Genomic DNA, 24921 nt, shown 5'->3' on the forward strand with positions numbered 1-24921 from the left:
GTGTTATTATCTATTGCCCTGATATTAAGAGAAGGAACGAGTGAGAACCTATGGAAGCCGTGAACTTTCTTATATTAATTGCAGGCGCAATGTTGTTTCTCAGCATCGTTGCCGTGCAATTTTCGGTTCGCATTGGTGCTCCACTGCTTTTAGTGTTTCTTTCCATAGGTATGCTGGCGGGTGAGGAAGGACTGCTTGGTTTAACCTTCAATAATCCCGATATAGCATTACTTATCGGCTCTGTGGCCCTCGTCATTATTCTTTTTGATGGTGGCTTGCGTACCCATCCGGAACGTTTTCGCGTCGCACTTGCACCAGCCGCTATGCTGGCCTCGGTGGGTGTCATTATCACCTGTATCATCACCGGAATTGCTGCCGCTTACTTATTTGGTTTTTCGTGGGTTGAAGGACTCTTACTGGGTGCAATCCTGAGTTCGACTGACGCAGCTGCAGTATTCTCAATTTTCCAGTCGCAAAAACTGCGGATTAAAGAGCGTGTTGCTGCAACCTTGGAAATTGAATCGGGGAGTAATGACCCGATGGCCGTCATTTTGACGGTAACGCTTGTGAGTGTGTTAGCGCAGCCCGAGTTACCGGTTGGTTTCGGCGTTGTCGTTGTCTTTCTGCAACAAGCTATAGTCGGAGCGCTTTTAGGTTATCTCGGCGGGAAACTTTTTGTTTTAACCTGTCGAAAATTACAATTGCATGTCTCGTTTTTCCCTCTCTTAGCGGTTTCCGCAAGTATCTTAGTCTTTGGGCTAGCAGCTAATTTAGGCGGAAGTGGCTTCTTAGCTGTGTATTTGATGGGCTACTTGGTGGGCAATGCGAAGCTACCCCAAGTGATGCATATTTTAAGAGTTCATGACGGTCTCGCTTGGTTGTCACAAATCGTCATGTTCTTGATGCTTGGCTTGTTGATGACGCCAAGTTCAGTATTCAATATTATTCTACCGGCCTTGGGGCTAGCCCTTGTGCTGATTTTTGTTGCTCGTCCAGTTGCGGTGTTTATAAGTTTGGCACCGTTCCGTTTTCCTTGGCGGGATCAGGTTTTTATCAGTTGGGTCGGTTTGCGCGGCGCGGTACCGATCGTACTCGCGTTATTTCCATGGATATCTGGCCTGGAAAACCAACAACTCTACTTTGAAATAGCCTTCGTTGTTGTCCTCGTTTCTCTCGTAGTTCAGGGTTGGAGTATCTCCTATACCGCGAGAAAAATGGGGCTGGAAATTCCACCGGAGGCTGAGCCTGATTCTCGGACACCGATTGAGTCAATCCGTGCCGATGATGTAATGGAAGTAGCCGTGTATCGAATTACCGAAGATTCAGCAGCGGTAGAACATTTCTGGCATGAAATTAACTTACCACGTGACGCTGACTTTGTGGGCTTAGTACGTGACGGTCATTGGCTGCGATCCAGTAATAATCCACAGCTGTTAGCCGGTGATTTTATTATGGTGCTAACGCGCACCTCTGACGTCGCCAAAATTAGTGAAGTACTTGCATCGTCAGGCAGCGATCAACGGGTGAATAAAAAGTCGTTCTTTGGTGATTTTATATTGAATGCAGATATTACCCTTGCTGATTTGGCCGGCTTTTACGCGATTCCTGAGGACAGCGGCGAAGAGTTAGACACGGATATTCGCGAGATCTTTCGGCGTCGCTTCCATCGCCGCGTGGTTATCGGCGATCATATTATTATCGGGAATTTGATGTTTACTGTGCGCGAAGTAAGCGAAGAAGGCACGATTTTGAAGGTTGGTGTGAAGGTGGTTGAACAACGCAAATAAGCGTTGTTCAACCGAGCCGCTTTCAAGTCATGCTTAATCTCGATAGAAGGTGTGTGTGAAGCGCAATTCTCGAGTTTCATCGCCATGGCGGATGGTAATAAAGAAGCGTATCCGATCGTCATCGCTATGGCGGACTTCCGAAATGAAATAAATCGCGGGCTCTTCAATAAACCGGCGGAACTGCAGTTCCTGCCGTTGTCCGGCACTGTTGAGTGCATAGCCTTGAATTTGCGCACGTAAGGCAGGTTTATCTTCTCGGCTGGCGTCCAAAACAGAAATATTCACTAAGCCGCGAGCATTACTGCGACGGATATTGTAGCGGTTGGCAATATCGGCCTGTAAAAAGGTACTCGCGAAAGCAATATAATGAACTTCCCAATCGCCGAGCTCGACAAACTGTCCACCTTGTGGCTCGCTTGTCTGCGTCGTGGTTTGACTATGAGCCTGCCATGATAGCAGCATCAAAACCACGAGAGTCACGATCCAAGCGATGGTGGTTGCCTTGCACAAGAGCGAGCGATAGAGCTTCAATTGGGTCATCGATGACTTAGCCTCCCAATGAAATACGCAGGAATTGGACAATAATAATCAGGACTAAAACCGACAAGTCGAGACCGCCAATGGGTGGGATAATACGGCGAATCGGTGCAAGTAATGGCTCCGTTAATTGCGCCATGACAAACTCCATCGGATGACGCCCTTGGCTAAACCAGCTTAAGATCGCGCGAATCAGTAAGATCCAGAAAACCAACGTTAGCGCTGTCACTATCGTTGCTTGGATGGACGTAACGAGCAGTTCAATAACACCAAAGGGAAAACCGCCTAACTGCAAGTGAACGATAATAAAGAATTTAAGTGCTGACAAGGCCACAGCAAGAAATGCAGCGGCAATGTCAAAACGTCCAAGAGTCGGTAAGATCTTTCGCAACGGAGTTAAAATCGGGCTGGTGATCTTGACGATAAATTGTGACACTGGATTAAAATAGTCCACGCGTGCAAGTTGCATCCACAAGCGCAAGATGACCACCATGATGTACAGGTTAAAAACGGTAACAATTAAAAACTGAGCACCTTCGCCCATAGCTATTTCCTTATCGACCGTTGGTCGTGATTAAAATAGTTTCGCCATTTCTCGATTTCGTGCGACAGCCGCCGCGACTGCTTTTTTCGAAACTTCGTTGAGTTCACCTTGTTGATAGGCTTCGATACCTTTTGCGGTGGAACCGCCTTTACTGGTGACTTGTTTGCGTAAATCGACCAGCGATAGCTCACTTTCACAGGCCATTTTTGCCGCACCTAAGGCAGTTTGCTGAACCATAGCACGTGCTTGTTCTGGACTCACTCCAAACTCTTCGGCAGCGCGTTGCAAACCGTGCATAAACTCGAAAAAGTAAGCCGGTCCACTACCTGCTACAGCACCCAGTACATCAATTGCGTCTTCATCTTCAAGCCATAAGGTAATGCCGACGTAGTCAAAGACTTGCTGCACAAACTCTTTTTCTGCAGCTGTAACTTTATCATCGGCAACAAGACCAGAAACACCTTCACCCACCAACGACGGTGTATTTGGCATAACCCGGATAATGCGGATGTCATCGCCAAGAAAGTCATAATAGCTTTCAAAACGAAGTCCAGCAGCGATGGTAACAATCAATTTGTCAGCGAGATTGCTCACATTTTCTTTTAAATCTTCACAAACCTCCCGCATTAACTGCGGTTTGACCGACAATACGATGACGTCGGCAGCATTTGCGACTTCATGATTATTTTGCGAAGTTCGCAATCCGTATTTTTCAGATAGGAGATCGAGCTTGGGGCGACTCGGGTTGCTAACCAACACAGATTGTGCTGGGAATCCGCCTTTGATCATGCCACCGATAATACTTTGTGGCATATTACCAGCTCCGATGAAGCCAATTGTACGAACGTCATTTTGCATACGAAAAACTTCCTCTAATACGCGCAGAATTTGATTATAGTCTACCGTGAATGGCGATACTTTTCCTGCTTTTCAAGCGTTAACCCGCATGATTCTGGCTATTTCTCTCGTGCACCAAACAAGGCTGTACCAATTCGAACCATGGTAGAGCCATGTCGGACTGCGGCCTCTAAGTCATTACTCATGCCAAGCGATAAGGTGTCGACCGTCGGATGGCTTTGTTGTAATTCAAGAAATGCATCGTATAGGGTTGAGTAGCTTTGTGCTTGCTGTTCCGCTGTCGCGTTGGCAGCTGGAATAGCCATCAAACCACGCAACGTCAGACGCGGAAGATCTTCGACTGTTTGCGCAAGGGCAGCGATATTAGCCAGCGCGACCCCAGACTTACTCTCTTCATCATCAATATTCACTTGGATTAAGACTTGCAGGGGCGGCAGTGACAGTGGCCTTTGGTCATTGAGGCGGCGGGCAATTTTTTCACGGTCGAGACTTTGCATCCAAGTAAAATGTTCGGCGACATCCTTGGTTTTGTTCGATTGCAGAGGGCCAATGAAGTGCCACTCAAGATCCGTGAGCGCGGCTAATTCATTGATTTTCTCAATACCTTCTTGGACGTAGTTTTCGCCGAATGCGCGCTGTCCGTATTGATAAAGCTCAGCAATATCTGTTGCCGGTTTGGTTTTGCTGACAGCAAGCAGCTTTACTGAATTTTGCGGACGCTGGCATTCTTCGCACGCGGCATCGATTTGCGCGGACACCAATTGAAAGCGCGCGCTCATTGAGTTGCTTTTTTCTTGAGTCTCGGGATTCATCAGCGTAACCTCATTAAATCATCTCAATCTGACTTTCGGCCGAAGAGCATATCATATGGATATTAAACAATTATTAGAATATAGCGTAACGAACGGGGCTTCGGATTTACATCTATCGACAGGTACAGTCCCCCTTGTTCGTATTGACGGCGACTTAACACCGGTTCACGACGCAAACCTCGACTCGGAAGCGGTCGCCGCGATGGTGAAATCGGTGATGAATGAGCGTCAGCTGGAACAATTTGAGAAGCAACTCGAAGTTGATTTCTCGTTTGCGGTGAAGGGATTAGCGCGATTCCGTGCCAATGTCTTTATGCAGCAATATGGACCAGCGGGCGTGTTTCGGACGATTCCGGATCGCGTCCTCACCTTAGAAGATATCAATGCACCGGATATTTTTAAGCGTATTTCCGATTATCCTCGTGGTTTGGTGCTTGTTACTGGACCTACCGGCTCAGGGAAATCAACGACGTTAGCGGCAATGGTGGATTATATTAACGCCACTAAGCCGCAACACATTCTTACTATTGAGGATCCGATTGAATTTGTTCATGAGAGTAAAATGAGCTTAGTCAATCAGCGCGAAGTTTTTCGCGATACCTTGAGTTTTAGTAATGCGTTGCGTGTCGCATTACGCGAGGATCCTGATGTCATTCTTGTTGGTGAGTTACGGGACTTAGAAACCATTCGTTTGGCCTTAACCGCTGCAGAAACTGGGCACTTAGTGTTCGCAACCCTTCATACCACATCAGCACCGAAAACCATTGACCGTATTATTGACGTGTTTCCAGGTGATGAGAAGTCGATGGTCCGTTCGATGCTTTCGGAATCGTTACGAGCCGTCATTTCGCAACAACTGGTCAAAAAGAAGGGCGGCGGACGGGTTGCCGCGCATGAAATCATGTTAGCGACACCGGCAATCAAGAACTTGGTTCGCGAAGCGAAAATTGCACAAATGTACTCGGCAATTCAAACCGGCGCTGCGATCGGTATGCAAACACTGGAGCAATCGCTGAATCGACTGGCACAATCGGGACTTATTTCAGAAGAAGTTGTGCGTAGTAAGCTGGGGCAAATTGAATAGTCCTAGGACAGGGTTTTTGCTAGAATACTAGCCCTTTGAATGTGAGTGGATGAAGAATTGTAATGCGTGTACTTGGAATAGAAACGTCCTGTGATGAGACCGGTATTGCTATTTATGATACCGAGCAAGGTCTGCTCTCACACGTCCTTTATAGTCAAGTGAAACTGCATGCTGATTATGGTGGCGTGGTGCCAGAGCTGGCCTCACGCGATCATGTTCGCAAAACCTTACCCTTGATCGAACAAGCACTGCGTGATGCGAATCTCACCGCCACAGATATCGATGGCATCGCCTATACGGCGGGTCCTGGACTCATCGGCGCGCTGTTGGTTGGCGCAACCATTGGTCGCAGTTTAGCCTTTGGTTGGCAGAAACCAGCGATTGGTGTGCATCATATGGAAGGCCATTTGTTGGCACCGATGCTTGAAGCGACACGTCCAGAATTTCCTTTTATCGCGTTACTTGTGTCAGGCGGACACACTCAGTTAGTGCAAGTAAATGGCATTGGCGAATATGAACTTCTTGGTGAGTCGGTTGACGATGCAGCGGGAGAAGCGTTCGATAAAACCGCCAAGCTGTTAGGCTTGGACTACCCTGGCGGACCGCGGCTTGCAAAGCTTGCAGAGCAGGGCGTTGCTGGCCGCTTCATCTTTCCTCGGCCAATGACGGATAAGCCAGGTCTCAACTTCAGCTTTAGTGGGCTAAAAACGGCTGCTGCAATTGCCATTGCGGAAAATGGTAACGACCTGCAGACCCAAGCTGATATTGCTTTGGCTTTCCAAGATGCGGTCGTTGATACACTTTTGATTAAATGTCGTCGTGCATTAGAACAAACTGGCCTCAAGCGTATCGTTATGGCGGGAGGCGTGAGTGCAAACGTTCGGCTGCGTGCAGCGCTGGCTGAAACTATGGCCGAGCTTGGTGGGCAAGTATTCTACCCGCGACCAGAATTCTGTACAGACAATGGCGCTATGATTGCTTTTGCTGGTGCGCAACGATTAGCGGCTGGACAACATGCAGATCCAGAGGTCAAAGTAAGACCGCGATGGCCTCTTACCGAATTGCCGCCGCTTTAAACTATTTCTTCTTACGCTTCGTGGTTGTGCGGAATGCGACTTCGGTACCGTTCCATAAACGAACAATGTTGGTTCGATGACGCCAGATAATCAGCGCCGCAAGCATGATGGCAGGGATGGTATATTGAGGTTTGATCAGAAACGCATACAGCGGTGAAAGGGCAACGGTGATGAGTGCCGCGAGCGAAGACACACGGCTTACCCAAAAAACCAAAAGCCAAGTGATGATCAACAAAATGGCCATTTCTGAGGCGACAGGGAACATGGTGCCCAGCGCGGTGGCGACTGCTTTACCACCTTGGAATTTAAAGTAAAGCGGATATATGTGCCCCAAACAGGCTGCAATCGCAACAAAACCAAGTTCAATCGGTGTCAGTCCTAGAAAGTAACCAGCCCAGACCGGAATCATCCCCTTAAGAACATCGCCAAGTAAGGTCAACCCAGCAGGAACGGGACCACCCAAGCGATAGACATTGGTTGCCCCTGGATTGCCAGAGCCACGGAGGCGAGGGTCGTCGAGGCGAAATGCTTTACAAATTAAAACCGCACTGCTTACCGAACCAAGCAGATAGGCAAGCACGATCATGAGTAGGGCCAGAGCAGACATCGGCTTTTTTGCAGCTTCCTATTACGTTACACTTGTAGCTTGTGAGCATACGTTGTTTTTTCGTTGAATGCTATCCGACCAGAGTCGCCTCAAGGCGTTAGAATTGTTTAAATTTGTAAATATCAAAAGGTGTTAGGTGAAGGTATGCGACAAATTGCCGGGGTCGTGATTAGCGATAGTGTGTTGATAGAGGGCTTGGAAGTGCCAGCAGTGATTGGCATTTATGATTGGGAACAACAGATTACCCAACCATTGTTTATTGATGTTGAGATGGCTTGGGATAATCGTCGACCAGCCGCGAGCGGCGCGATTGGCGATGCGCTTGATTACGAAGCCGTGTCCAATGCTATCCATGACGTGGTTAGTCGCCGGAGTTGGGGGCTGATAGAAGAAGTTGCCGAAGCTTTAGCGACGCTCATTCTAACGGACTTTAAAACCTCGGCAATTCGTCTGAAAGTCGCTAAACCAACAGCGATTGAAACCGCAAGAAGCGTCGCAGTCCTGATCGAAAGGAAAGCTCAAGAATGAGCTCAGCCGCGCAAAAAAACGTGCGTGTGTTCCTCGGGTTGGGGAGTAATCTCAATCGTGAACACAATATCGTGTGCGGCGTAAGGGCGCTAGAGTCTGAGTTTCGTCAGGTTTCATTATCGCCAATTTACGAGAGTGAAGCTTTCGGTTTTGAAGGTCCGGCATTTTTTAATCTTGTCGCCGAAGTGCAGACCCAGGCCTCTTTGTCATCGATCCAGTCGATTTGTAAAGCGATTGAACTTGAATATGGTCGCGTTGAGTCTGATAGCAAATATAGTTCACGAACGCTCGATATTGATATCTTACTCTACGGTGACCTTGTGCAAGCGAAGACAGCGCAAGAGCCTGCGCTACCGCGCGCTGACGTGTTAACCCGTGCTTATGTGCTGAAACCACTGGCAGATTTGATTCCGTTCGCTCACTACCCTCATTCAGACAAGACGTTCCAACAGTTATGGCGCGAGTTTCAGCATACAGATATCGGGCATCAGCAGCCTATTCAGCGGCTGGCGATGAGCTGGTCGCAATTGCTTGCTGCAATCGACTAAGTCGTTGTCGGTTTAATTCTGCACCGATGGCTTGGTGGCTAAAGCCTTGGGCGATGATGCTTTGCACGTCAATATCCACAAACAGTGAATGGGCTGCACGAAATACTTGAAAGTCAGCTCGAGAGACAACGTCTAAGCGACCGCTACTCTGCAAAATCGCCTCAACACAGGCCAATGTCTGGTGATAAATTTCAGGTCGTCGAAAACTATCTAGCTGTTGCAATACAGCAAGCAGAGATGAAGGATCCAAGACCTCGGCGCTCGTTGTAAACGCTTGGTGTACTGCGACGGTGGCATCCGCGATACGTGCGAACTGACTTGGAACGCGCCACATTTGATGGACTGATGTACTGGTCACAAAAGCTTGAAGGATGGCAAAGTGAGCCAAACTGTAGCGCCGAATAAGGTCATTTTGACCCTGTTCTGTAACCAATTCGCGGTGTGTTAATACGGACTTGGCTTGGACGGCAAGCGCTGAGAAATCAGCCGTTGTTTGTGGTTTACGTTGCCCTTGAGTTAATTCCTCTAGGGCTTGGTAATTGATCAGAAACTCGAAATAAAGCGACGGCTTTGCGGTGCAAAGTGCCTTGCGGGTTTCCATCCAAATTCGTTCTGGCGTGAGATGCCTAAGTTCTTGACTGTGCACTATTTTATCGAGGAGCAACTTTGTTTCCGCAGCGACATGAAAATCAAAAGCGGCAAAGCGCGCAGCAAAGCGAGCAAGACGCAGCACGCGCAATGGATCTTCACTAAATGCAGGTGAAACGTGGCGAAAGATACGCTGCTGAATATCTTGCACACCGCCGTAGGGATCGATAATGTTGCCATGCTCGTCTTTGGCTATCGCGTTAATCGTCAGGTCTCGGCGCAGTAAATCTTCTTCTAAGGTTACCTCGGGTGAGGCGTGACATTCAAAGCCTGTGTATCCTTTTCCAGACTTTCTTTCGGTGCGTGCAAGCGCATATTCTTCTTGGGTTTTTGGGTGCAGAAATACCGGAAAGTCACTGCCGACTTGCGTGTAACCATGGGCGAGCATCTGTTCCGGCGTCGCGCCGACAACAACGTAATCACGATCGTAGACAGGTAGACCTAAGAGTTCGTCGCGCACGGCGCCGCCGACCAAGTAGATTTTCATCTCGAATTGAGTACTCCGCTTTCCATGGTGTTTGATTGCACGGTGCTGTGATGCCTGCTAACTTGCAGGTTACTAAAGTATCATAAGCTTAGGTTAAGTGTGCTCATGTATCACGATTATTTTGGTTTTTCCCAAGTCCCATTCTCCATTGCGCCAGATCCTGAATTTCTATTTTTGGGGCCGCGGCATCGTGAGGGGCTTGATCATTTGCGCAGTGGTCTTAGCGGAAGTGGCGGTTTTCTTCTCTTAACGGGAGAAGTGGGAACGGGCAAAACGACACTGTCGCGTGCGGTGATGGCTGAATTTGGCGATAAGCTAAAGGTCGCATTTGTCGTCAATCCACTACTCAGTGAGCGGGAAATGCTCGCTACCGTTTGCGACCAGTTTGGCATACCCGGACGCCATGAAAAAGCATCGCTAAAACGCTTAACGGACCACCTCAGTCGTTTTATTTTGACCTGCAGCGCCGAAGGCTGTCACCCGGTAATTCTGATTGACGAAGCTCAGCATTTATTGCCGTCGGTACTTGAGCAACTGCGACTACTCACCAACTTAGAAACCAATTCGCGCAAACTTCTGAGTATCGTTTTAATTGGTCAACCAGAACTGCAAACCTTGTTGCAGCGCCGCGAGCTTCGTCAGGTCGCCCAGCGTATCGTCGCCCGCTATCATCTCTTGCCGTTAACTGAACGCGAGGCTCATGATTATATTCAACATCGATTACATCGGGTTTCTGATGTCGAGATTAATGTGACTGATGTTTTCACCACTTCAGCATTGAAGGCAATTTATCAATTCAGTCAAGGAACGCCGAGATTAATTAACTTGGCGTGTGATCGTGCGTTACAAATGGCAGCGCGAGCACAGACCAAACAAGTTGATCGTCGACTTGCTCGTGACGCGATACGCTCGCTAAGCTTGGAGCCGATGCAAAGCCACCGACGTGTGGTGGGCACGAGAAAACGAGTGGGGGTAGCGAGTGGCCTTGCGGTTGTATCACTCCTGTTCGCCATTGTCGCGTGGTGGCAGTGGCTAGATCAACAATCACCTGAACCGGTTGCTGATCATCAGAGCGAGCAGGTGCGGTTAGATTTCGCCGGTCTTGCCTTACCAACAGCATTAATGGCGCTGGCGGACCTTTGGCAAGTGACTTCTTTTATGGATGATGAGGCACCCTGCACTAGTATTCGTGACGTTCGACTTGCTTGCGGCCAAGCCCAATTAACACTGGATCAAGTCATTGCGTTTGATTTGCCCGTGGTTCTGAAACTAATACCAGGGGACGACGAGAGTACCGCTGCGGATGGCAATTTTTTGCTTCTCGTTGGCTATCAACAGGACGATCGTGGTTCTCGAATGTGGCGCGTAGTAAGTCGTTCGGGTCAGCAGGAAATGACCGAGATTGATTTGCGTCAGTATTTTCCGAGTGACGTCGTTTTTCTTTGGCAACTACCGGGCCAAGACAGCGATAGATTTTTGCAGTCGAGTCTTGCTGAACGAGCACCGTACTCGCTGAAAGATGAGTCAACAGAGGTACATCGCCGTTGGTTGCGTCGACACCTCGCCGCAATTGCGCGCGCGGAAGAACACCCAGAAGATGCGTTGGATGCGATAGAGTTAGCCTATCTCAGTGCTGCGGCATTTGCGCAAGGGCCACGTTTGAGTCATGGCGGTGGCTCCATCAGTGGGCTGAGCATAGATCGTATTCGTCATCTCGCTGTAGAAGAATTGTCGATGTTGGATATTGAGCCAGTGACGCTTGCATTGCATGGTGCAAACGAGTCAGCATCGGCGAATCGTAATGCCGACGTTGAAGGCGAGCGCTTGCGTCCAGAGGCAGTCGATGAAGAACTCGAATATGTCTCTGATCGTGTTCGGAATCTATTTGATAGTGTCGTTGCGGAGTTAGGTATCGATGATGTTTTGCCTGCGGAAGCGCCCGAGCAAACAGCCGTCAACGCGACTGAAGTGCATTCGTTGCTGACGTTACAGGAACTGACGGCAGAGCAGCGTCGGCGGTTGCCAAGCTTTAGTTATGATTCACATATGTATAGCGGTCGTAATCAAGATCGCTGGGTACGCTTTGACGGCCGCATGCTCCGTGAAGGTGAGCAATTCCGGGAGTTGCGCATCATTTCAATAGAACCGTCGCATGTTGTCCTTGGTTTTGATGATTTTCTTTTTCAACTGGAAGCCCTTGAACATATTCACAATTGAAGACTTGCGAACTCATCCATCCTTTGCGATGATGCGTACAAAGTTAAACGGCTGTTTGAAATTTTCATGCCGCAACAACATTGTGTGACGGGAGTTTGAAATGAGTGAATATCGTGTAGCGCTACAGGACATGAACTTTGTTCTGTTCGATGTACTGAATATTGCCGATGACTGGGCCAATATGGACCAATTAAGCGATGTCATTGATGCTGACACAGCAAAGGCAATCCTTGATGAGGCTGCAAAATTAACCTCGACCTTGATTGCGCCGAACGCGCGAGCAGCTGACGAAGAAGGGATTCATTTTAAAGATGGCGTCGTCACGACTCCACAAGGATATAAAGAACAGTTTAAGCAGCTTGCCGAAGGCGGTTGGGTCGGTGTGACGGCTAATCCTGAATACGGCGGTATGGGCATGCCGAAAATTCTCTCTGCGCAGTACGAAGAAATGATGTGTGCCGCAGATATCTCGTTTTCACTGTATTCTGGTTTAACGGCTGGCGCCATCATGGCGATGGACTTGCACGCCAGTGACGACTTGAAAGACCAATATTTGCCACGCATGGTGTCAGGCGAATGGACAGGCACTATGTGTCTCACCGAACCACATGCAGGTACTGATTTGGGAATTATTCGCACGAAAGCAGTTCCTGCTGAAGACGGTAGCTTCGCTATCACCGGAACCAAAATCTTTATCACCGGCGGCGAACATGACTTGACCGATAACATTATTCACCTAGTCCTCGCGAAATTGCCCGATGCACCAGCCGGAACGAAAGGAATTTCATTGTTTCTAGTGCCGAAATTCCTAGTCAATGCAGACGGCACTCTTGGCGAGCGCAATGCGGCAGTTGCCGGCTCGGTTGAACATAAAATGGGTATTCACGCCTCAGCCACGTGCGTGATGAACTTTGATGGCGCGAAAGGTTGGTTAATTGGTGAGCCACACCGCGGTTTAGCGGCTATGTTTACCATGATGAACTATGAGCGCTTAGGTGTAGGGATTCAGGGCCTCGGAGCAGCTGTTCGCTCCTATGGTACCGCATTGGATTATGCCTTAGACCGTCGCCAAGGTCGCGGAGCGAAGGCGACTGTTGATCAAAGTGCAGAAGCCGATCCACTTTTAGTCCATGGCGACGTTCGTCGGATGCTGCTGACCATGAAAGCTTTTGTTGAAGGTGGTCGCGCTTTTTCTAGCTACGTCGGTCAACAGCTCGATCGGGCAAAATATGCGAACACGGCCGAGGAACGAGCGGCCGCTGAAGCGCAGGTACAATTATTAACTCCGGTGGCGAAAGCATTTTTAACGGATACCGGCTTAGAAGCGACTATTGCTGGACAACAGGTGCTCGGTGGTCATGGCTATGTGCGTGAATGGGGTCAAGAGCAACTCGTTCGAGATTGTCGCATCGCGCAAATCTATGAAGGTACAAATGGTATTCAAGCGCTCGACTTATTGGGGCGTAAAGTCGTTGGTTCGGGTGGTAAATTATTGTTGCCGTTAGGCGCCGAAATCAAACAGTTCCTCGAGCAAGACCCGGGGCAATGGGGAGCAGAGTTTAAGCAGTTGGCGCAGGGTTTATCAGAACTTGAACGCGTCTCGAAAGATGTCATCACTGGTTTCCAGAATGATGAGAATCTCATTAATAGCGTTGCTGTCGATTACTTGAATTTGCTTGGTTACGTGGCGTTTGGTTATTTATGGCTGAGAATGGCGAAAGCTGCGGAAGCTAAACCTGAACTCGGTGTATTTGCAACCGGCAAGGTAAAAACAGCAAAATTCTACTTTGCGAAGCTATTCCCTCGTGTGCAGGGGCACGTTGCTGCAATCGACGCTGGTGCTGATTGCTTATTTGAGTTTGCTCAAGACGAGTTCTAAACGCTGCAGATCGTACCTGATGAAAGAAAACCCCAATTACCCAATAATTGGGGTTTTTTGTTGTTTCACGGTTATAGTTGACGTATGTTGAGATGAAAGAGTTCAGAGTTATTAAAGATGATGGCCGAGAGCGAAAAATCAACTCAACTAGTTAAAAACACTGATGTATTTCAATTAACCTTGCTAAGGGCTCTGGTGCTGAGCGTGGTTTGGGTGTTGCTATGGCGCTTCTCTGCCATACTCGAATATGCCCCATATGCCAGTATCTGGTATCCACCTGCCGGCCTCACGTTTGCGGCACTCATTGTTTACGGTTGGCGGACTATTCTGCTGATTACGCCAATTGCCTTTCTGATGAACTACTGGCTAACCCACATGTATGAGCTCTCGCCACCTGCCGGAGAACTCTTCTATCATAGTGCTTTGTTTGCGATTGCGCACATTTCAGCGTACGCGATAGGCGCTCTGTTTTTGCGTCAGTTTATTCGCTTGCAAGTCATTCAGACCCTTCCAGGGTTTGTCATGGGCTTTGTTTTAATGGGAGCAGTGACCGCATTACTAGCATCGTTCTTCGGTAGCCAAGTGCTGTTGACGACGGGACTTATCACTGTTTTTGATTTATACGAAGTTTGGTTGCCTTGGTGGATTGGCGATTTGGTCGGTGTTTTGGTGCTTTCTCCATTGTTTGTCGGCATTATGTTTTGGCGCAGTGCGCTTTATTCTGTATGGCAACGACGTTTACGTTTTAGTACTTTTGAGTCAAGCGCTTATCAATACGGTTTGAAAGTTGGTTATACCGTTGCCGGTGTTTTCGTTCTATCGCTGTTCATTTGGTGGTTTCAACGCCCAGAAATTGCATTTTTATTTTTCTTTTTTGTGTTGCCGCAAATGTGGATTGCCTACACCGAATCGGCATTTCGCTCGGCGCTGAGTTTAGCGATTTTAAGTCTGGCGATGGCTCTTGGTTTGTTTTTATTCCGCATCGGTGAAAGCGCACTCATCGTTCAGTTCGCTATTTCGGTCATTGCCGCCAGTGTCTACTTCAGCATTGCGGTGCCAGCGATGTTAGCCGAGCGTGAGCGCTCGCAATATCAGCCTTATTTAGATCATTTGACGAAAGTAGCGAGCCGAACTTACTTTCTTGAAGTAGGGCGCGATGAAATAGATCGTGCGTCGTATCATGGATATCCGGTTGCTTTAGCCATTGTCGATATCGATAACTTTCGGAATATTCAATATTCAGCAGGCCATGAAGTCGCAGACAGGCTATTGCAGAAAGTCTCCGAAAGTCTGCAAGGACATTTGCGGCACTCGGATATCTTAGCCCGCGGACGGGGTGCTACTTTTCTGCTTTTAATGCCGGATACAACCAAGGAACATGCTGAACGAGCGCTCAATCAAATGCTAACCAGCTTGCACTACTTGAACATACCGCAGCTCACCTTTGCTATGGAGTTGCAGTCGGCGACGGTTGAGATTGACACGGATGAGAGCATCGAAGGCGCTCTTGATCGCGCAGCGAGTCAACTCAACCCGCGCTGAGCGTGTAAATGCTGAATGTCTAAATTAACTGCGCTTAAATAAAATCATCGTTTCGCTATGTGCTGTTTGCGGAAACATATCCATAACACCATAACGTTCGATTTCATAGCCTTGTGCAACTAACTCAGCAGCATCCCGAGCGAGGGTAGCAGGGTTGCACGACACATAGAGAATCCGCTTTGTATTTAATTCGGTGATTTGACGGCAAATATCGATGGCGCCCGTGCGCGGCGGATCGAGGAGAATAAAGTCATAACTTTGACTTGCCCAGCGCGCTTTACTGAGCGGCTGCTGGAGGTCACTGGCAATAAACTCAGCATTACTTATTCGATTCAGTGCTGCGTTACTTGTTGCTCGGTGAACTTGTTCGGTTACACCTTCTACGCCGGTCATCTTTTTTACATGTCGTGCTAATGGCAAGGTGAAGTTACCGAAGCCACAAAATAAGTCTAAACCAACTTCATCGGGTTGCGGTTGCAACCAGTCCATCGCTTGCGCGACCATTTGTTGATTAATCACCGCATTGACTTGGAGAAAGTCGTGCGCCTGAAACTCCAATTTAATGTCGCTGATTGAATACATGAGCGGGAGCAACTGAGCTGAGTCCAACTGTCGATAACGCAATGACTTCTTGCTCTTATCTGTACTTTCAGCGAAAACAACCGTCACGCGATGTTGTTGTGAAAACTCGCGCCAAGATCTTTCATCATGGGCGCTGAGAGCTCGCAATAGCCTGACCAGAATCCGAGGCTGTGGCTCTGCTGCGATAAGCTCAACATGGCCAATATGGGCGCGTCCTTGTAATTGCGGCAAGAATGCTTGCAACTGTGGTAACAAAGGTTGCAGCTCTGCGCACAAAACAGGGCAATGATGAATCGCAATTATTTGCTTTGAGTCGCGCGCGCGAAACCCAGCGGAAAATTTTTGCGAACGTGTTTCCGTCAATGCGAGTCGAGCTTTGCGTCGATAGCCATATTCAGCGGCAACTAATGGCGTGTCTTGCTCTGGCAGAGGAAGTACCGCACGGGTTTCAGTCTGATGTTGTAGTTGTTCTTGGGTGATTTTTTGCTTGAATTTGACTTGCTCATCGGCAGCAAGATGCTGCAACGAACAACCTCCACAGACAGAAAAGTATTCGCAATGTGGCGGACGGCGATGTGGTGAAGCGACTTTTATGGTGCTTGCCAGTCCTTCATTGAACCGACTATGACTGGCACTAATTTGGACATTCACTTGTTCGCCTGGTAAAGCACCTGCAATAAACGTGACTTTACCATGCTGATCTTTTGCAACGCCGCGACCGTCGTGACTTAAGCGCTCGACAGTTAGTGTGGATATACTGTCTGGATTGCTTTCAACAGAAGAACGTGACTGCTCTATGGGTTGGCGCTCACGCTTTTTCGCTTTTGCTTTTTCACGTTTTTCTTTCAAATGACGGTCGAACAAGGATGCCATAACAAGCTCTCATACAAAGACGTAAGCTTCTAGTTTACCATTAATTAACCTTTCGGTTTCCAATTCTTGTGCTATCTTTAATAACGTATTAGAAACAAGCATTTCCTTTATTCGAATAAACGTTTAATTCTTAACAAGGAGTAGACAATGGGGGTCGAAGTGAGCGGATTACTAGGACTGATTGTTTTAATTTTAAATATTTATGCGATTGTTAAAACGGTTCAAAGTGGTGCAGGAACAGGCTCGAAGGTACTGTGGATTGTTTTAATTATTTTACTGCCAGTTATTGGTTTTATTCTTTGGTTTTTACTCGGGCCGAAAGGCTGACATTGCTCGTGATAAAAAGGCCGCTTCACTTGAAGCGGCCTTTTTGTTGGTTAGTCACCCAGTGACAAGAGTGTCGCATTACCGCCAACGGCAGTAATATTGTCGGTAAATGTCTTTTCGGTCATGAACGCATAGAGGTAGTGTGGACCACCGGCTTTCGGCCCGGTACCAGACAATCCTCGGCCACCGAACGGTTGCACACCAACGACAGCACCCACTTGGTTGCGATTGATGTAAACGTTACCAACTTGAATGCGCTTAGCGATATCGTAGGCAAATGATTCATTCCGGCTATGAATACCAAACGTTAAGCCAAAGCCGGTATTATTGATATCGGCCACCACTTGATCCAAGTTATCACGCTGGAAGCGAATAACATGCAGGATTGGTCCGAAGTTTTCACGGTGTAACTGGTTAATTGAATCGATTTCGATCGCTGTTGGCGTGACGAACGTGCCGCCATTGGTATAGTCCGGCATTGGCGCTTCGGCAAGTAATTTACCAACATGCTGAATATCAATAATGTGCTGCTCTAGGTTGGTCTTGGCAACACCGTCAATGACTGGACCAACATCGGTTTTGTGATCAATCGGGTCACCAACTAATAGTTCTTGCATCGCACCTTTGAGCAATTCAATGACGCGGTCGGCAACATCATCCTGAATATACAGAACACGCAATGCAGAACAGCGTTGACCGGCGCTCTTGAATGCGCTGCCAACGATGTCGGTGACGGCTTGTTCAGGTAATGCGGTCGAGTCAACCAGCATTGCGTTCTGGCCGCCAGTCTCGGCGATCAATGGCACCAAAGCACCAGTGCGCGCAGCTAGAGCGCGGTTAATGGCTTGTGCAGTGTTGGTCGAACCGGTGAAACACACACCAGCAATTTCATCTTGGCTGACTAAGAAGGAGCCGACTTCCGCACCTTTACCCGGCAGGAATTGCAATACATCGCCAGGAATACCCGCTTCAAGCGCAAGTTGCACCGCACGATAAGCGACTAAACCGGTTTGCTCCGCCGGTTTAGCGATGACGCAGTTACCGGTGGCTAATGCTGCAGTCACTTGGCCTAAGAAAATCGCCAATGGGAAGTTCCAAGGACTGATACAAATAAATGTACCGCGGCCCTGAACAAACAGCTCATTAGTTTCACCTGTTGGACCCGGTAGTTTCTCGCCGGCACCCATTAGCTTGCGTGCTTGAATGGCGTAGTAGCGACAGAAATCAACCGCTTCGCGCACTTCGTCGATACCATCTTGCAAGGTTTTTCCGGCTTCGAGAGTACAAAGCGCGATTAATTCGTGCAGATTTTCTTCGAGCAAGTCAGCGAGTTTTTCTAGTGCTTCGGCACGGATATTGACGTCCGTATTCGTCCACCGCGAATAGGCTTGGTTCGCCGTTTGCAAGGCTTGAGCGGCAAGCTCTGTATCGGCCCAGCCGATTGTACCGATTTGATGCGTACTTTGTTGTGGTGAGGTCACACCGACACGTTGAATCGTTTCAACGAGTTTCCCGTTAACAATTGGACCACCTTGCCACTGATTATTCTGGAAGCTGCGAACCTTATGGAAGAATTCAGCACCCTGAGACTCAATATTCATGTTTAACCCCAGTGAATTTTTGCGTTGGCCGAAGATCTGTGTCGGCAATGGAATTTGGTCATTGGCTAAGCTCGGCTTTTTGCGCAGGTTTAGCAATGGATACTCGACCAGACTTTCAATGGGCACCGAAGGGTCAAGTAATTTGTGAACGAACGAGCTATTTGCACCATTCTCGAGGAGTCGGCGAACCAAGTAGGGCAGTAACTCTTTATGGGCACCAACAGGTGCATAAATCCGTACGGTCTTACCTGGATTCTTCAATAAGAACTCATCGTATAAGTCTTTGCCCATGCCGTGTAAGCGCTGGAACTCATAGCGACGATCGCCCGCTAAATGTTGAATGCTGACAATCGTTTGCGCATTGTGAGTGGCAAACTGAGGATAAATCTGGCCATTGGTATCGGCGCTTAACAAGTACCGTGCGCAGGCCATATAGGACACATCTGTGCTGGCCTTGCGGGTAAAGACTGGATAGCCGGGTAAACCGAGCTGCTGGCAATGTTTTATTTCGGTATCCCAGTAAGCACCTTTCACCAGACGCACCGGAATCTCGTCGCCGCCATCTTTGGCCAGAGCATTAATCCAACATAAAACTGGTAGCGCGCGTTTTGAATAGGCTTGGACCACTAAACCAAAATAGGGCCAATCTTTGCAGACACCGCTGCGATAAACTTTCTCAAATAATTCGAGCGAGAGTTCAAGGCGATCCATTTCTTCAGCGTCGATACTGACACCAACATTGGCTTGTTTTGCCAACGTAATAAGGTCAGTCAATGTCGCTGCAAGTTCACTCAGTACACGCTCTCGATTTGCAACTTCATAACGAGGGTGCAAAGCCGACAGTTTGATCGAGATAGTCGGACGCGGGACATTTGGGTTGTTGAACGACTCTCGACCCACACGCTGAATTGAATTTACATAGGCTTGCTTATAGCGCTCGGCGTCTTTGCTCGTTAATGCGGCCTCGCCAAGCATATCGTAGGAGTGGGTATAACCGTCGTCACGGTTTTTGCGACTATTCTTTAACGCTTCATCAATCGTGCGGCCAAGAACGAATTGCTTACCCATCAGCTTCATCGCTTGATAGGTTGCTGTGCGCACCATTGGTTCGCCGATGCGCTTGACCAATCGACGGAAACGGGAAACGGCGGTGTCGCGTTGGCGGCCATGCGGATTAATCACGTTATTCGCGAGATTGAGTCCCCAAGTGCCGGTGTTGACCAAAATCGACTCGCTCTTTTTGCGATAGTCGCTCCAAGCACCTTTACCCAGTTTGTCTTGAATTAATGAGTCTGCGGTGAAACTGTCAGGAATCCGCAGGAGTGCTTCGGCGAGGCACATCAAAATAATGCCTTCTTCGGTGTCGAGGCTATATTGTTGCAGGAATGCATCAACACCATCGCCACCCTGGGTCTTTTCGCGCACGCGATGGACCAAGTCATGAGCCGAATGAGTTAATGCGTCAATGGTTTCCTGGTCTTCTGGAACCAATTGAATTAACTCCTCCAAATAGGCATTTTCATCGACTGAATAATTCTCAGTAATTGCCTTGCGCAGCTCAGCTAACTGGCTCGCCTGATAGTGTGTCGACAACACTTGACTGGCTTTAAACATTGCCTCTCCTGTAACCTAAAATCCGGAGTTAACCGGTACTGCGGATCCCCTCGGGACATGGCCGCCATTGTATGATTATTTTGCGCCGCGTAAACCCTTGTGTGCACGATTTTTCGACTTTTTCCGGGCACAATGCGGTGAATGCTTGATAACCATCAAGAAACTTTGTTGACCTAGGTTCAAACGAAGCCGCAGAATAGAACTTTGTTAGGACTGAAATTGGGATGTATTCGATGTCGCAGGACTTCGCTGAAATTGAGCTTAAGTATCTAATAGAGAAGAATAAAATAAATGACTTGCAGAGCTATCTGAACACCCATTTGTTGCCGCAAACGACATTGCAACTGGCTAATATTTACTTTGATACCCGTACTACTGATCTGGGTAACGCCAAAATAGGTTTGCGTATTCGGCGCTGGAATGACCAGTGCGAACAAACGATAAAATTTGCGGGACGTTCCGCTGGGGCGTTGAGTGAGCGGCCAGAGTATACGGTTCCTTGCACGACTAAAATTCCAAATTTAGCGCTATTCCCGACCGCTATTTGGCCGGAGAATTGGAACCTAGATTCGCTGCAAGAAGAATTAATTGAACAGTTCCGTACCGACTTTACGCGCCAAAGGTGGTTATTAACGCGTGGCGATTCAGTCGCGGAGGTGGCCTTAGATCGCGGCATGATTCTGGCGGCTGAGCAAGCTGAAGAAATTGCTGAGCTTGAGGTTGAAATGCAACGCGGTCACCTTGCCGAACTGTTACCTGCGATTGAACATATTCGTGCCGAATTTTCGCTGTTACCGGGTAGCAAAAGCAAAGCCCAACGTGGCTATGCCTTGTTAGCGCGGAGTCAACGCAAGGAACTTTGAAATGCTCTTAATGCCAACTATCGATTTGAGCCCAGACCAAGGCTTTAAGCTGGATCAGAGTATTGCAGCCGATAGCCAACGCGATCTTGAGCGACTAGGTGCCTTGCTGTCCGACTCTGAGCAACAACAGCAGCTTAAATGGCTGGTGCAGGTTAGCCCCTTTCTTGCCCGCACGATAATGCGTTATCAAACCTTGGCGCTCGACCGAATCTTGGCTCCTTCTGCCGCAAATCGTCAAGACCTGCGTGAGCAATTACAGGCCGCAGATAGTGAACAAATGGTCATGAAGGTTTTGCGACAGTTTCGCCATGTCGAAATGGGCCGAATCGCGGCACTCGACTTGCTTGGCTTAATGCCTTTGGCACGGGTACTCAATGAATGCTCGGCAATGGCCGACATGATGATTGAAGAAACAATGGAGCATGTGCAGGAAGCACTTGCACCGAGGTACGGTCGCGCCCTAAATGCGCATGGCGAGATCTTGCCACTTGTCGTTTTTGCGATGGGCAAGTTGGGAGGCCAAGAGCTTAATTTTTCTTCCGACATTGATTTGATTTTTTGCTTTCCTGAACACGGCGAAACTCAACAAGGTCGTCAAGTAGTCGCCTTTGATGTCTATTATCAGAAGGTTGCGCAGTTGTTTTTAAAGCTGCTCGGTCAGCAGACCGCTGATGGTCAGCCATTTCGAATTGACATGCGGTTGCGGCCATTTGGTCAATCCGGTCCTATGGTTGCGAGTTTAGATGCGCTCGAGGACTATTATCACGAACAAGGACGAATGTGGGAGCGTTATGCACTGATAAAAGCGCGTGTGCTTAATGCGTCAGCTGATTTGGTCGAGAAAGTGAATCGTACGCTGCGACCTTTTATATATCGCCGTTATCTGGATTACAGTGCGATTGACGCGCTGCGAAAAATGAAGTTGTTGATCAATCAGGAAGCTCGCCGCAAAGGAGTGGCGGATAATATAAAACTGGGTCAAGGCGGAATTCGCGAAGTCGAGTTCGTTACGCAAGTGTTTCAACTGATTCGCGGTGGCCGTGAAAGCGAACTACAAACGCGCTCGTTATTGGCCGCTTTGTCGGTCTGCGAAGAACAGCAACACCTTGATGCTCAGGCAGTGGCCGAACTGCTTCAAGGTTATGCCTGGTTACGCAAGCTCGAGCATACGTTGCAAGAGATCAATGACGAGCAAACACAAACTTTACCGCAAGATGAGCTTGGGCGATGTCGGGTTTTAGCCATTTGTGGATTTCCGCAAACGGCTGCAGGCTGGGATGAACTAATTGCAAAGACCCAACAACACATGAACAAAATCCATCAACATTTTCTTGATGCGATTGGTGGTGAAGACGATCTCCGCGCAATGGATGAAAGTGAGTTTGCGATCTTATGGCAAGACTTGCTGGCGGACGAGACCGCGCTCGATGTTCTTACTGAGGCTGGCGCTGCGGATCCGCAAGCGTGCTGGGATGCAATTCAAGCATTTCGTATTCAATTGCGCAAACGACCCTCCGGTCCCCGTGGTCGAGAGCTACAAGCAAATCTTGTCCCGGCGTTAATCGAGGGGGTACTCAAATATCCTAATGCCGATCGGGTACTGCAACGCGTGTTCGAAATCGTCGGGCAAATCGCTTCGCGGACGACGTATCTTGAGTTGCTGGCAGAAAACCGTGATGCGCGCAAACAATTAACCTTTCTTTGTCAGGCGAGTCCGTGGATTGCCCATTTATTGGCGAAATTCCCGCTGCTACTCGATGAGCTAATCGATCCAGTACAGCTCTACCAATTACCTGAAGTAGAAAGTTACCGTCGTCGTGTAAGTGACTACTTGCTCCGGTTACCAACCGATGATGCCGAGGCACAGATGGATGCTTTGCGCCAGGTCAAGCAGATTTTCCAGCTCAAAGTCGCTGCCGCAGATCTCAATGAAGGCGTGCACTTGATGCGCGTCAGTGACCACCTCACCTTTTTAGCTGAAGCCATTATCGAACAAGTGGTCTTGCTGGCTTGGCGGCAATTAACGGCCGTTCATGGTTGCCCACCGGGACGGGATGAAAGCGATACCGGATTTGCAGTCATAGCGTATGGCAAACTCGGTGGCTATGAGCTCGGCTATGGCTCCGACTTAGACTTGGTTTTCATGAGTGCGGATGATAATCAAGGAGAGACTGACGGCAAGAAGCCCCTTGATGTCCAGCAGTTTTATCTGCGCTTGGCTCAGCGTGTATTGCATCTATTTACGACGAGAACCCTCAGTGGTGTTTTGTATGATGTCGATATGCGCCTACGTCCTTCCGGTCAGGCCGGATTGCTCGTCGTTCGCGCCAGCACTTATCGTGAGTACTTGCGCAATGATGCCTGGACTTGGGAGCTGCAAGCATTAGTCCGAGCCCGAATGGTGTTTGGCCACCCCTCGTTGTATGAACAATTTTCAGCAATACGCAAGAACACCCTTTGCCGCAAGCGCGACCACGATTCACTGCGTGCTGACGTCATCGCCATGCGGGAAAAAATGCGGGGACACTTGTGGCAGAAAAACAATGGGCGCTGGGATGTGAAGCAAATGCCCGGGGGTATTGCTGATATTGAATTTATCACTCAGTATTTAGTGCTTGCGTATAGTGAAAGCTATGAAGATTTGGCGATATGGACCGATAATATTCGAATTCTTGAGATTGCCGCGGGTAATAAGCTACTCAGTGAAGCTGATGTTATTCAGTTGATTGACGCCTATCAACAATACCGAGTTGAGTTGCATCGACTCGCCTTAGCCGAGCAGGGACGCATGAGTGAGCGCGACTTTGCCGAGCCTGCTGCGCAAGTGACACGTATTTGGCAGCAGGTCTTTGCTGATAGCGTACATTAAGTGACTACGATTGTTTATGCTGAGGTTTTGTTGCTGTCGTAATAGCTTGGCAGATCGTCAGTCGGACGTGTTTTGAAGCGCCGGTGCATCCACATATACATTTCGGGATCGGCTTTTACCGCGCGTTCGACCTCGAGATTAACGCGACGCGCATCTTCTTCCTCACTGCCACTCGGAATGTCCGCCATTGTCGGATGAATTCTCAGAACATACCCTTGCGTTCCGGGCAGCCGCTCGCAGGTACTAATGAGCGTGATACAGTTCGCGCTATTCGCAAACAAGCTTGTGCCAGTTGTGGTTGCTGCGTCTGGTACCTCGAACAGTGGCACGTAGACCGCTCGGTTGCGGCCATAGTCTTGATCCGGGAGATAGCCACAGACTTCGCCTTGGTCCAAAGCGGCGATCATGCCGCGTACATCTTTTTTGCGCAGCATGTACTTATTACTGCGACTGCGGCCACGGGTCTGAAGATATTCCATTAAGGGATTATTATGGGGTCGGTAGAGTCCCACTGAAGGTCGAATTAAACCAAACACGCGGGCATGCACTTCTAAACACAAAAAATGAAAGAGCAGCAGAAACACGCCTTTACCTTCTTTTTCTGCAGCCTCAATATGTTCCCAGCCTTCGACTTTGAGTTTTCGGCGCATACGCCAGTCAGGCCACCACCAAGCCATTCCTGTTTCCAACAACGCAATGCCGGTGTTTTTAAAATTTTCTCGAATCAGACGCTCGCGCTCCGCGGCTGGCATGTTGGGAAAACAGAGCTCTATATTGCGTCGAGCAACTCGAACGCGTTTCGGGAACAGACGATAAAACAAGCGTCCAATCAGGCGGCCTAAGGCTAATTGCAGCCGAAAGGGTAGCCATGACAATAGATACATGAAGCCAATGCCCAACCAGGTTGGCCAAAACTTTGGATGCAGATAGAAGGCGCGAAAGCGCGGCAGCTCGACAGAATGCTTGGTCTTGTGCTGGGATGATTGCTGGGTCACGCAAGTTACCTTTTAGTTTTGCTTGATTGTAACTGAGCAGTAC

20 protein-coding genes are annotated in these 24921 nt (G+C 48.7%); 11 read left to right on the forward strand and 9 right to left on the reverse strand.

Going from position 1 to position 24921, the window contains the following annotated elements; translation table 11 throughout:
* Positions 1-50: 50 nt before the first annotated feature.
* The gene (locus tag LAT77_RS09635) at positions 51-1787 is read left to right on the forward strand and encodes a potassium/proton antiporter (protein WP_290564351.1); all 1737 of its coding nucleotides are present in this window, start codon (positions 51-53) and stop codon (positions 1785-1787) included.
* A gap of 33 nt (positions 1788-1820) precedes the next feature.
* On the opposite strand, the gene LAT77_RS09640 is transcribed toward LAT77_RS09635, so the two are convergent.
* From LAT77_RS09640 to LAT77_RS09655, 4 genes are all read right to left on the reverse strand, one after another.
* Positions 1821-2327 carry a DUF4426 domain-containing protein gene (locus LAT77_RS09640; RefSeq protein ID WP_290564352.1) on the reverse strand — a complete coding sequence of 169 codons (507 nt, stop codon included), beginning with the start codon at positions 2325-2327 and terminating at the stop codon, positions 1821-1823.
* A gap of 7 nt (positions 2328-2334) precedes the next feature.
* Positions 2335-2868 (reverse strand): YggT family protein, encoded by a 534-nt coding sequence (locus tag LAT77_RS09645; RefSeq protein ID WP_290564353.1) that lies wholly within the window; start codon positions 2866-2868, stop codon positions 2335-2337.
* A 30-nt stretch (positions 2869-2898) separates the two neighbouring features.
* Positions 2899-3726, reverse strand: coding sequence for a pyrroline-5-carboxylate reductase (proC, locus tag LAT77_RS09650; protein WP_290564354.1), 828 nt, complete (start codon positions 3724-3726; stop codon positions 2899-2901).
* A 98-nt stretch (positions 3727-3824) separates the two neighbouring features.
* A complete protein-coding gene (locus tag LAT77_RS09655) occupies positions 3825-4505 on the reverse strand; it encodes a YggS family pyridoxal phosphate-dependent enzyme (RefSeq protein WP_290564398.1) in 681 nt (226 codons plus the stop codon).
* A gap of 88 nt (positions 4506-4593) precedes the next feature.
* Between LAT77_RS09655 and LAT77_RS09660 the strand changes: the two genes are divergently transcribed.
* Positions 4594-5622, forward strand: coding sequence for a type IV pilus twitching motility protein PilT (locus tag LAT77_RS09660; RefSeq protein ID WP_290564355.1), 1029 nt, complete (start codon positions 4594-4596; stop codon positions 5620-5622).
* 62 nt (positions 5623-5684) lie between these two features.
* The gene (gene tsaD / locus LAT77_RS09665) at positions 5685-6698 is read left to right on the forward strand and encodes a tRNA (adenosine(37)-N6)-threonylcarbamoyltransferase complex transferase subunit TsaD (RefSeq protein WP_290564356.1); all 1014 of its coding nucleotides are present in this window, start codon (positions 5685-5687) and stop codon (positions 6696-6698) included.
* Between the two features lies 1 nt (position 6699).
* On the opposite strand, the gene plsY is transcribed toward tsaD, so the two are convergent.
* Positions 6700-7305: a glycerol-3-phosphate 1-O-acyltransferase PlsY gene (gene plsY, locus LAT77_RS09670; protein ID WP_290564357.1), complete on the reverse strand. Its 606-nt coding sequence runs from the start codon at positions 7303-7305 to the stop codon at positions 6700-6702.
* Between the two features lie 144 nt (positions 7306-7449).
* Between plsY and folB the strand changes: the two genes are divergently transcribed.
* Together folB and folK are read left to right on the forward strand one after the other, a co-directional pair.
* Entirely contained in the window at positions 7450-7833 is a 384-nt protein-coding gene (gene folB / locus LAT77_RS09675) for a dihydroneopterin aldolase (RefSeq protein WP_290564358.1), read from the forward strand.
* Positions 7830-8381, forward strand: a complete 552-nt coding sequence (gene folK, locus LAT77_RS09680; RefSeq protein WP_290564359.1) for a 2-amino-4-hydroxy-6-hydroxymethyldihydropteridine diphosphokinase — start codon at positions 7830-7832, stop codon at positions 8379-8381. The genes folB and folK overlap by 4 nt, the downstream gene beginning before the upstream one ends.
* Here the strand turns inward: folK and LAT77_RS09685 are convergent.
* Positions 8329-9516 (reverse strand): hypothetical protein, encoded by a 1188-nt coding sequence (locus LAT77_RS09685; RefSeq protein WP_290564360.1) that lies wholly within the window; start codon positions 9514-9516, stop codon positions 8329-8331. The genes folK and LAT77_RS09685 overlap by 53 nt on opposite strands.
* A gap of 105 nt (positions 9517-9621) precedes the next feature.
* Between LAT77_RS09685 and LAT77_RS09690 the strand changes: the two genes are divergently transcribed.
* From LAT77_RS09690 to LAT77_RS09700, 3 genes are all read left to right on the forward strand, one after another.
* Positions 9622-11733 carry an AAA family ATPase gene (locus tag LAT77_RS09690; protein WP_290564361.1) on the forward strand — a complete coding sequence of 704 codons (2112 nt, stop codon included), beginning with the start codon at positions 9622-9624 and terminating at the stop codon, positions 11731-11733.
* Positions 11734-11833: 100 nt separating this feature from the next.
* On the forward strand, positions 11834-13612 hold the full coding sequence (locus LAT77_RS09695) for an acyl-CoA dehydrogenase C-terminal domain-containing protein (RefSeq protein WP_290564362.1): 1779 nt from the start codon (positions 11834-11836) through the stop codon (positions 13610-13612).
* A gap of 120 nt (positions 13613-13732) precedes the next feature.
* Entirely contained in the window at positions 13733-15154 is a 1422-nt protein-coding gene (locus LAT77_RS09700; RefSeq protein ID WP_290564399.1) for a diguanylate cyclase, read from the forward strand.
* A gap of 24 nt (positions 15155-15178) precedes the next feature.
* On the opposite strand, the gene rlmD is transcribed toward LAT77_RS09700, so the two are convergent.
* Entirely contained in the window at positions 15179-16609 is a 1431-nt protein-coding gene (rlmD, locus tag LAT77_RS09705; RefSeq protein ID WP_290564363.1) for a 23S rRNA (uracil(1939)-C(5))-methyltransferase RlmD, read from the reverse strand.
* A 147-nt stretch (positions 16610-16756) separates the two neighbouring features.
* Between rlmD and LAT77_RS09710 the strand changes: the two genes are divergently transcribed.
* Complete coding sequence (locus tag LAT77_RS09710) at positions 16757-16936, forward strand: PLD nuclease N-terminal domain-containing protein (protein WP_290564364.1); 180 nt, start codon at positions 16757-16759, stop codon at positions 16934-16936.
* 50 nt (positions 16937-16986) lie between these two features.
* Here LAT77_RS09710 and putA read toward each other — a convergent pair whose 3' ends face one another.
* Positions 16987-20151, reverse strand: coding sequence for a bifunctional proline dehydrogenase/L-glutamate gamma-semialdehyde dehydrogenase PutA (gene putA / locus LAT77_RS09715; RefSeq protein ID WP_290564365.1), 3165 nt, complete (start codon positions 20149-20151; stop codon positions 16987-16989).
* A 233-nt stretch (positions 20152-20384) separates the two neighbouring features.
* Here putA and LAT77_RS09720 point away from each other — a divergent pair, with 233 nt between their 5' ends.
* Both LAT77_RS09720 and glnE read left to right on the forward strand, forming a co-directional pair.
* Positions 20385-21014, forward strand: coding sequence for an inorganic triphosphatase (locus LAT77_RS09720; protein WP_290564366.1), 630 nt, complete (start codon positions 20385-20387; stop codon positions 21012-21014).
* 1 nt (position 21015) lies between these two features.
* Positions 21016-23883 (forward strand): bifunctional [glutamate--ammonia ligase]-adenylyl-L-tyrosine phosphorylase/[glutamate--ammonia-ligase] adenylyltransferase, encoded by a 2868-nt coding sequence (gene glnE / locus LAT77_RS09725; RefSeq protein ID WP_290564367.1) that lies wholly within the window; start codon positions 21016-21018, stop codon positions 23881-23883.
* 14 nt (positions 23884-23897) lie between these two features.
* Here glnE and lpxL read toward each other — a convergent pair whose 3' ends face one another.
* The gene (gene lpxL / locus LAT77_RS09730; protein ID WP_290564368.1) at positions 23898-24878 is read right to left on the reverse strand and encodes an LpxL/LpxP family Kdo(2)-lipid IV(A) lauroyl/palmitoleoyl acyltransferase; all 981 of its coding nucleotides are present in this window, start codon (positions 24876-24878) and stop codon (positions 23898-23900) included.
* Positions 24879-24921 lie beyond the last annotated feature (43 nt).

Source organism: Aliidiomarina sp., assembly GCF_022565475.1.
GTDB lineage: Bacteria > Pseudomonadota > Gammaproteobacteria > Enterobacterales > Alteromonadaceae > Aliidiomarina.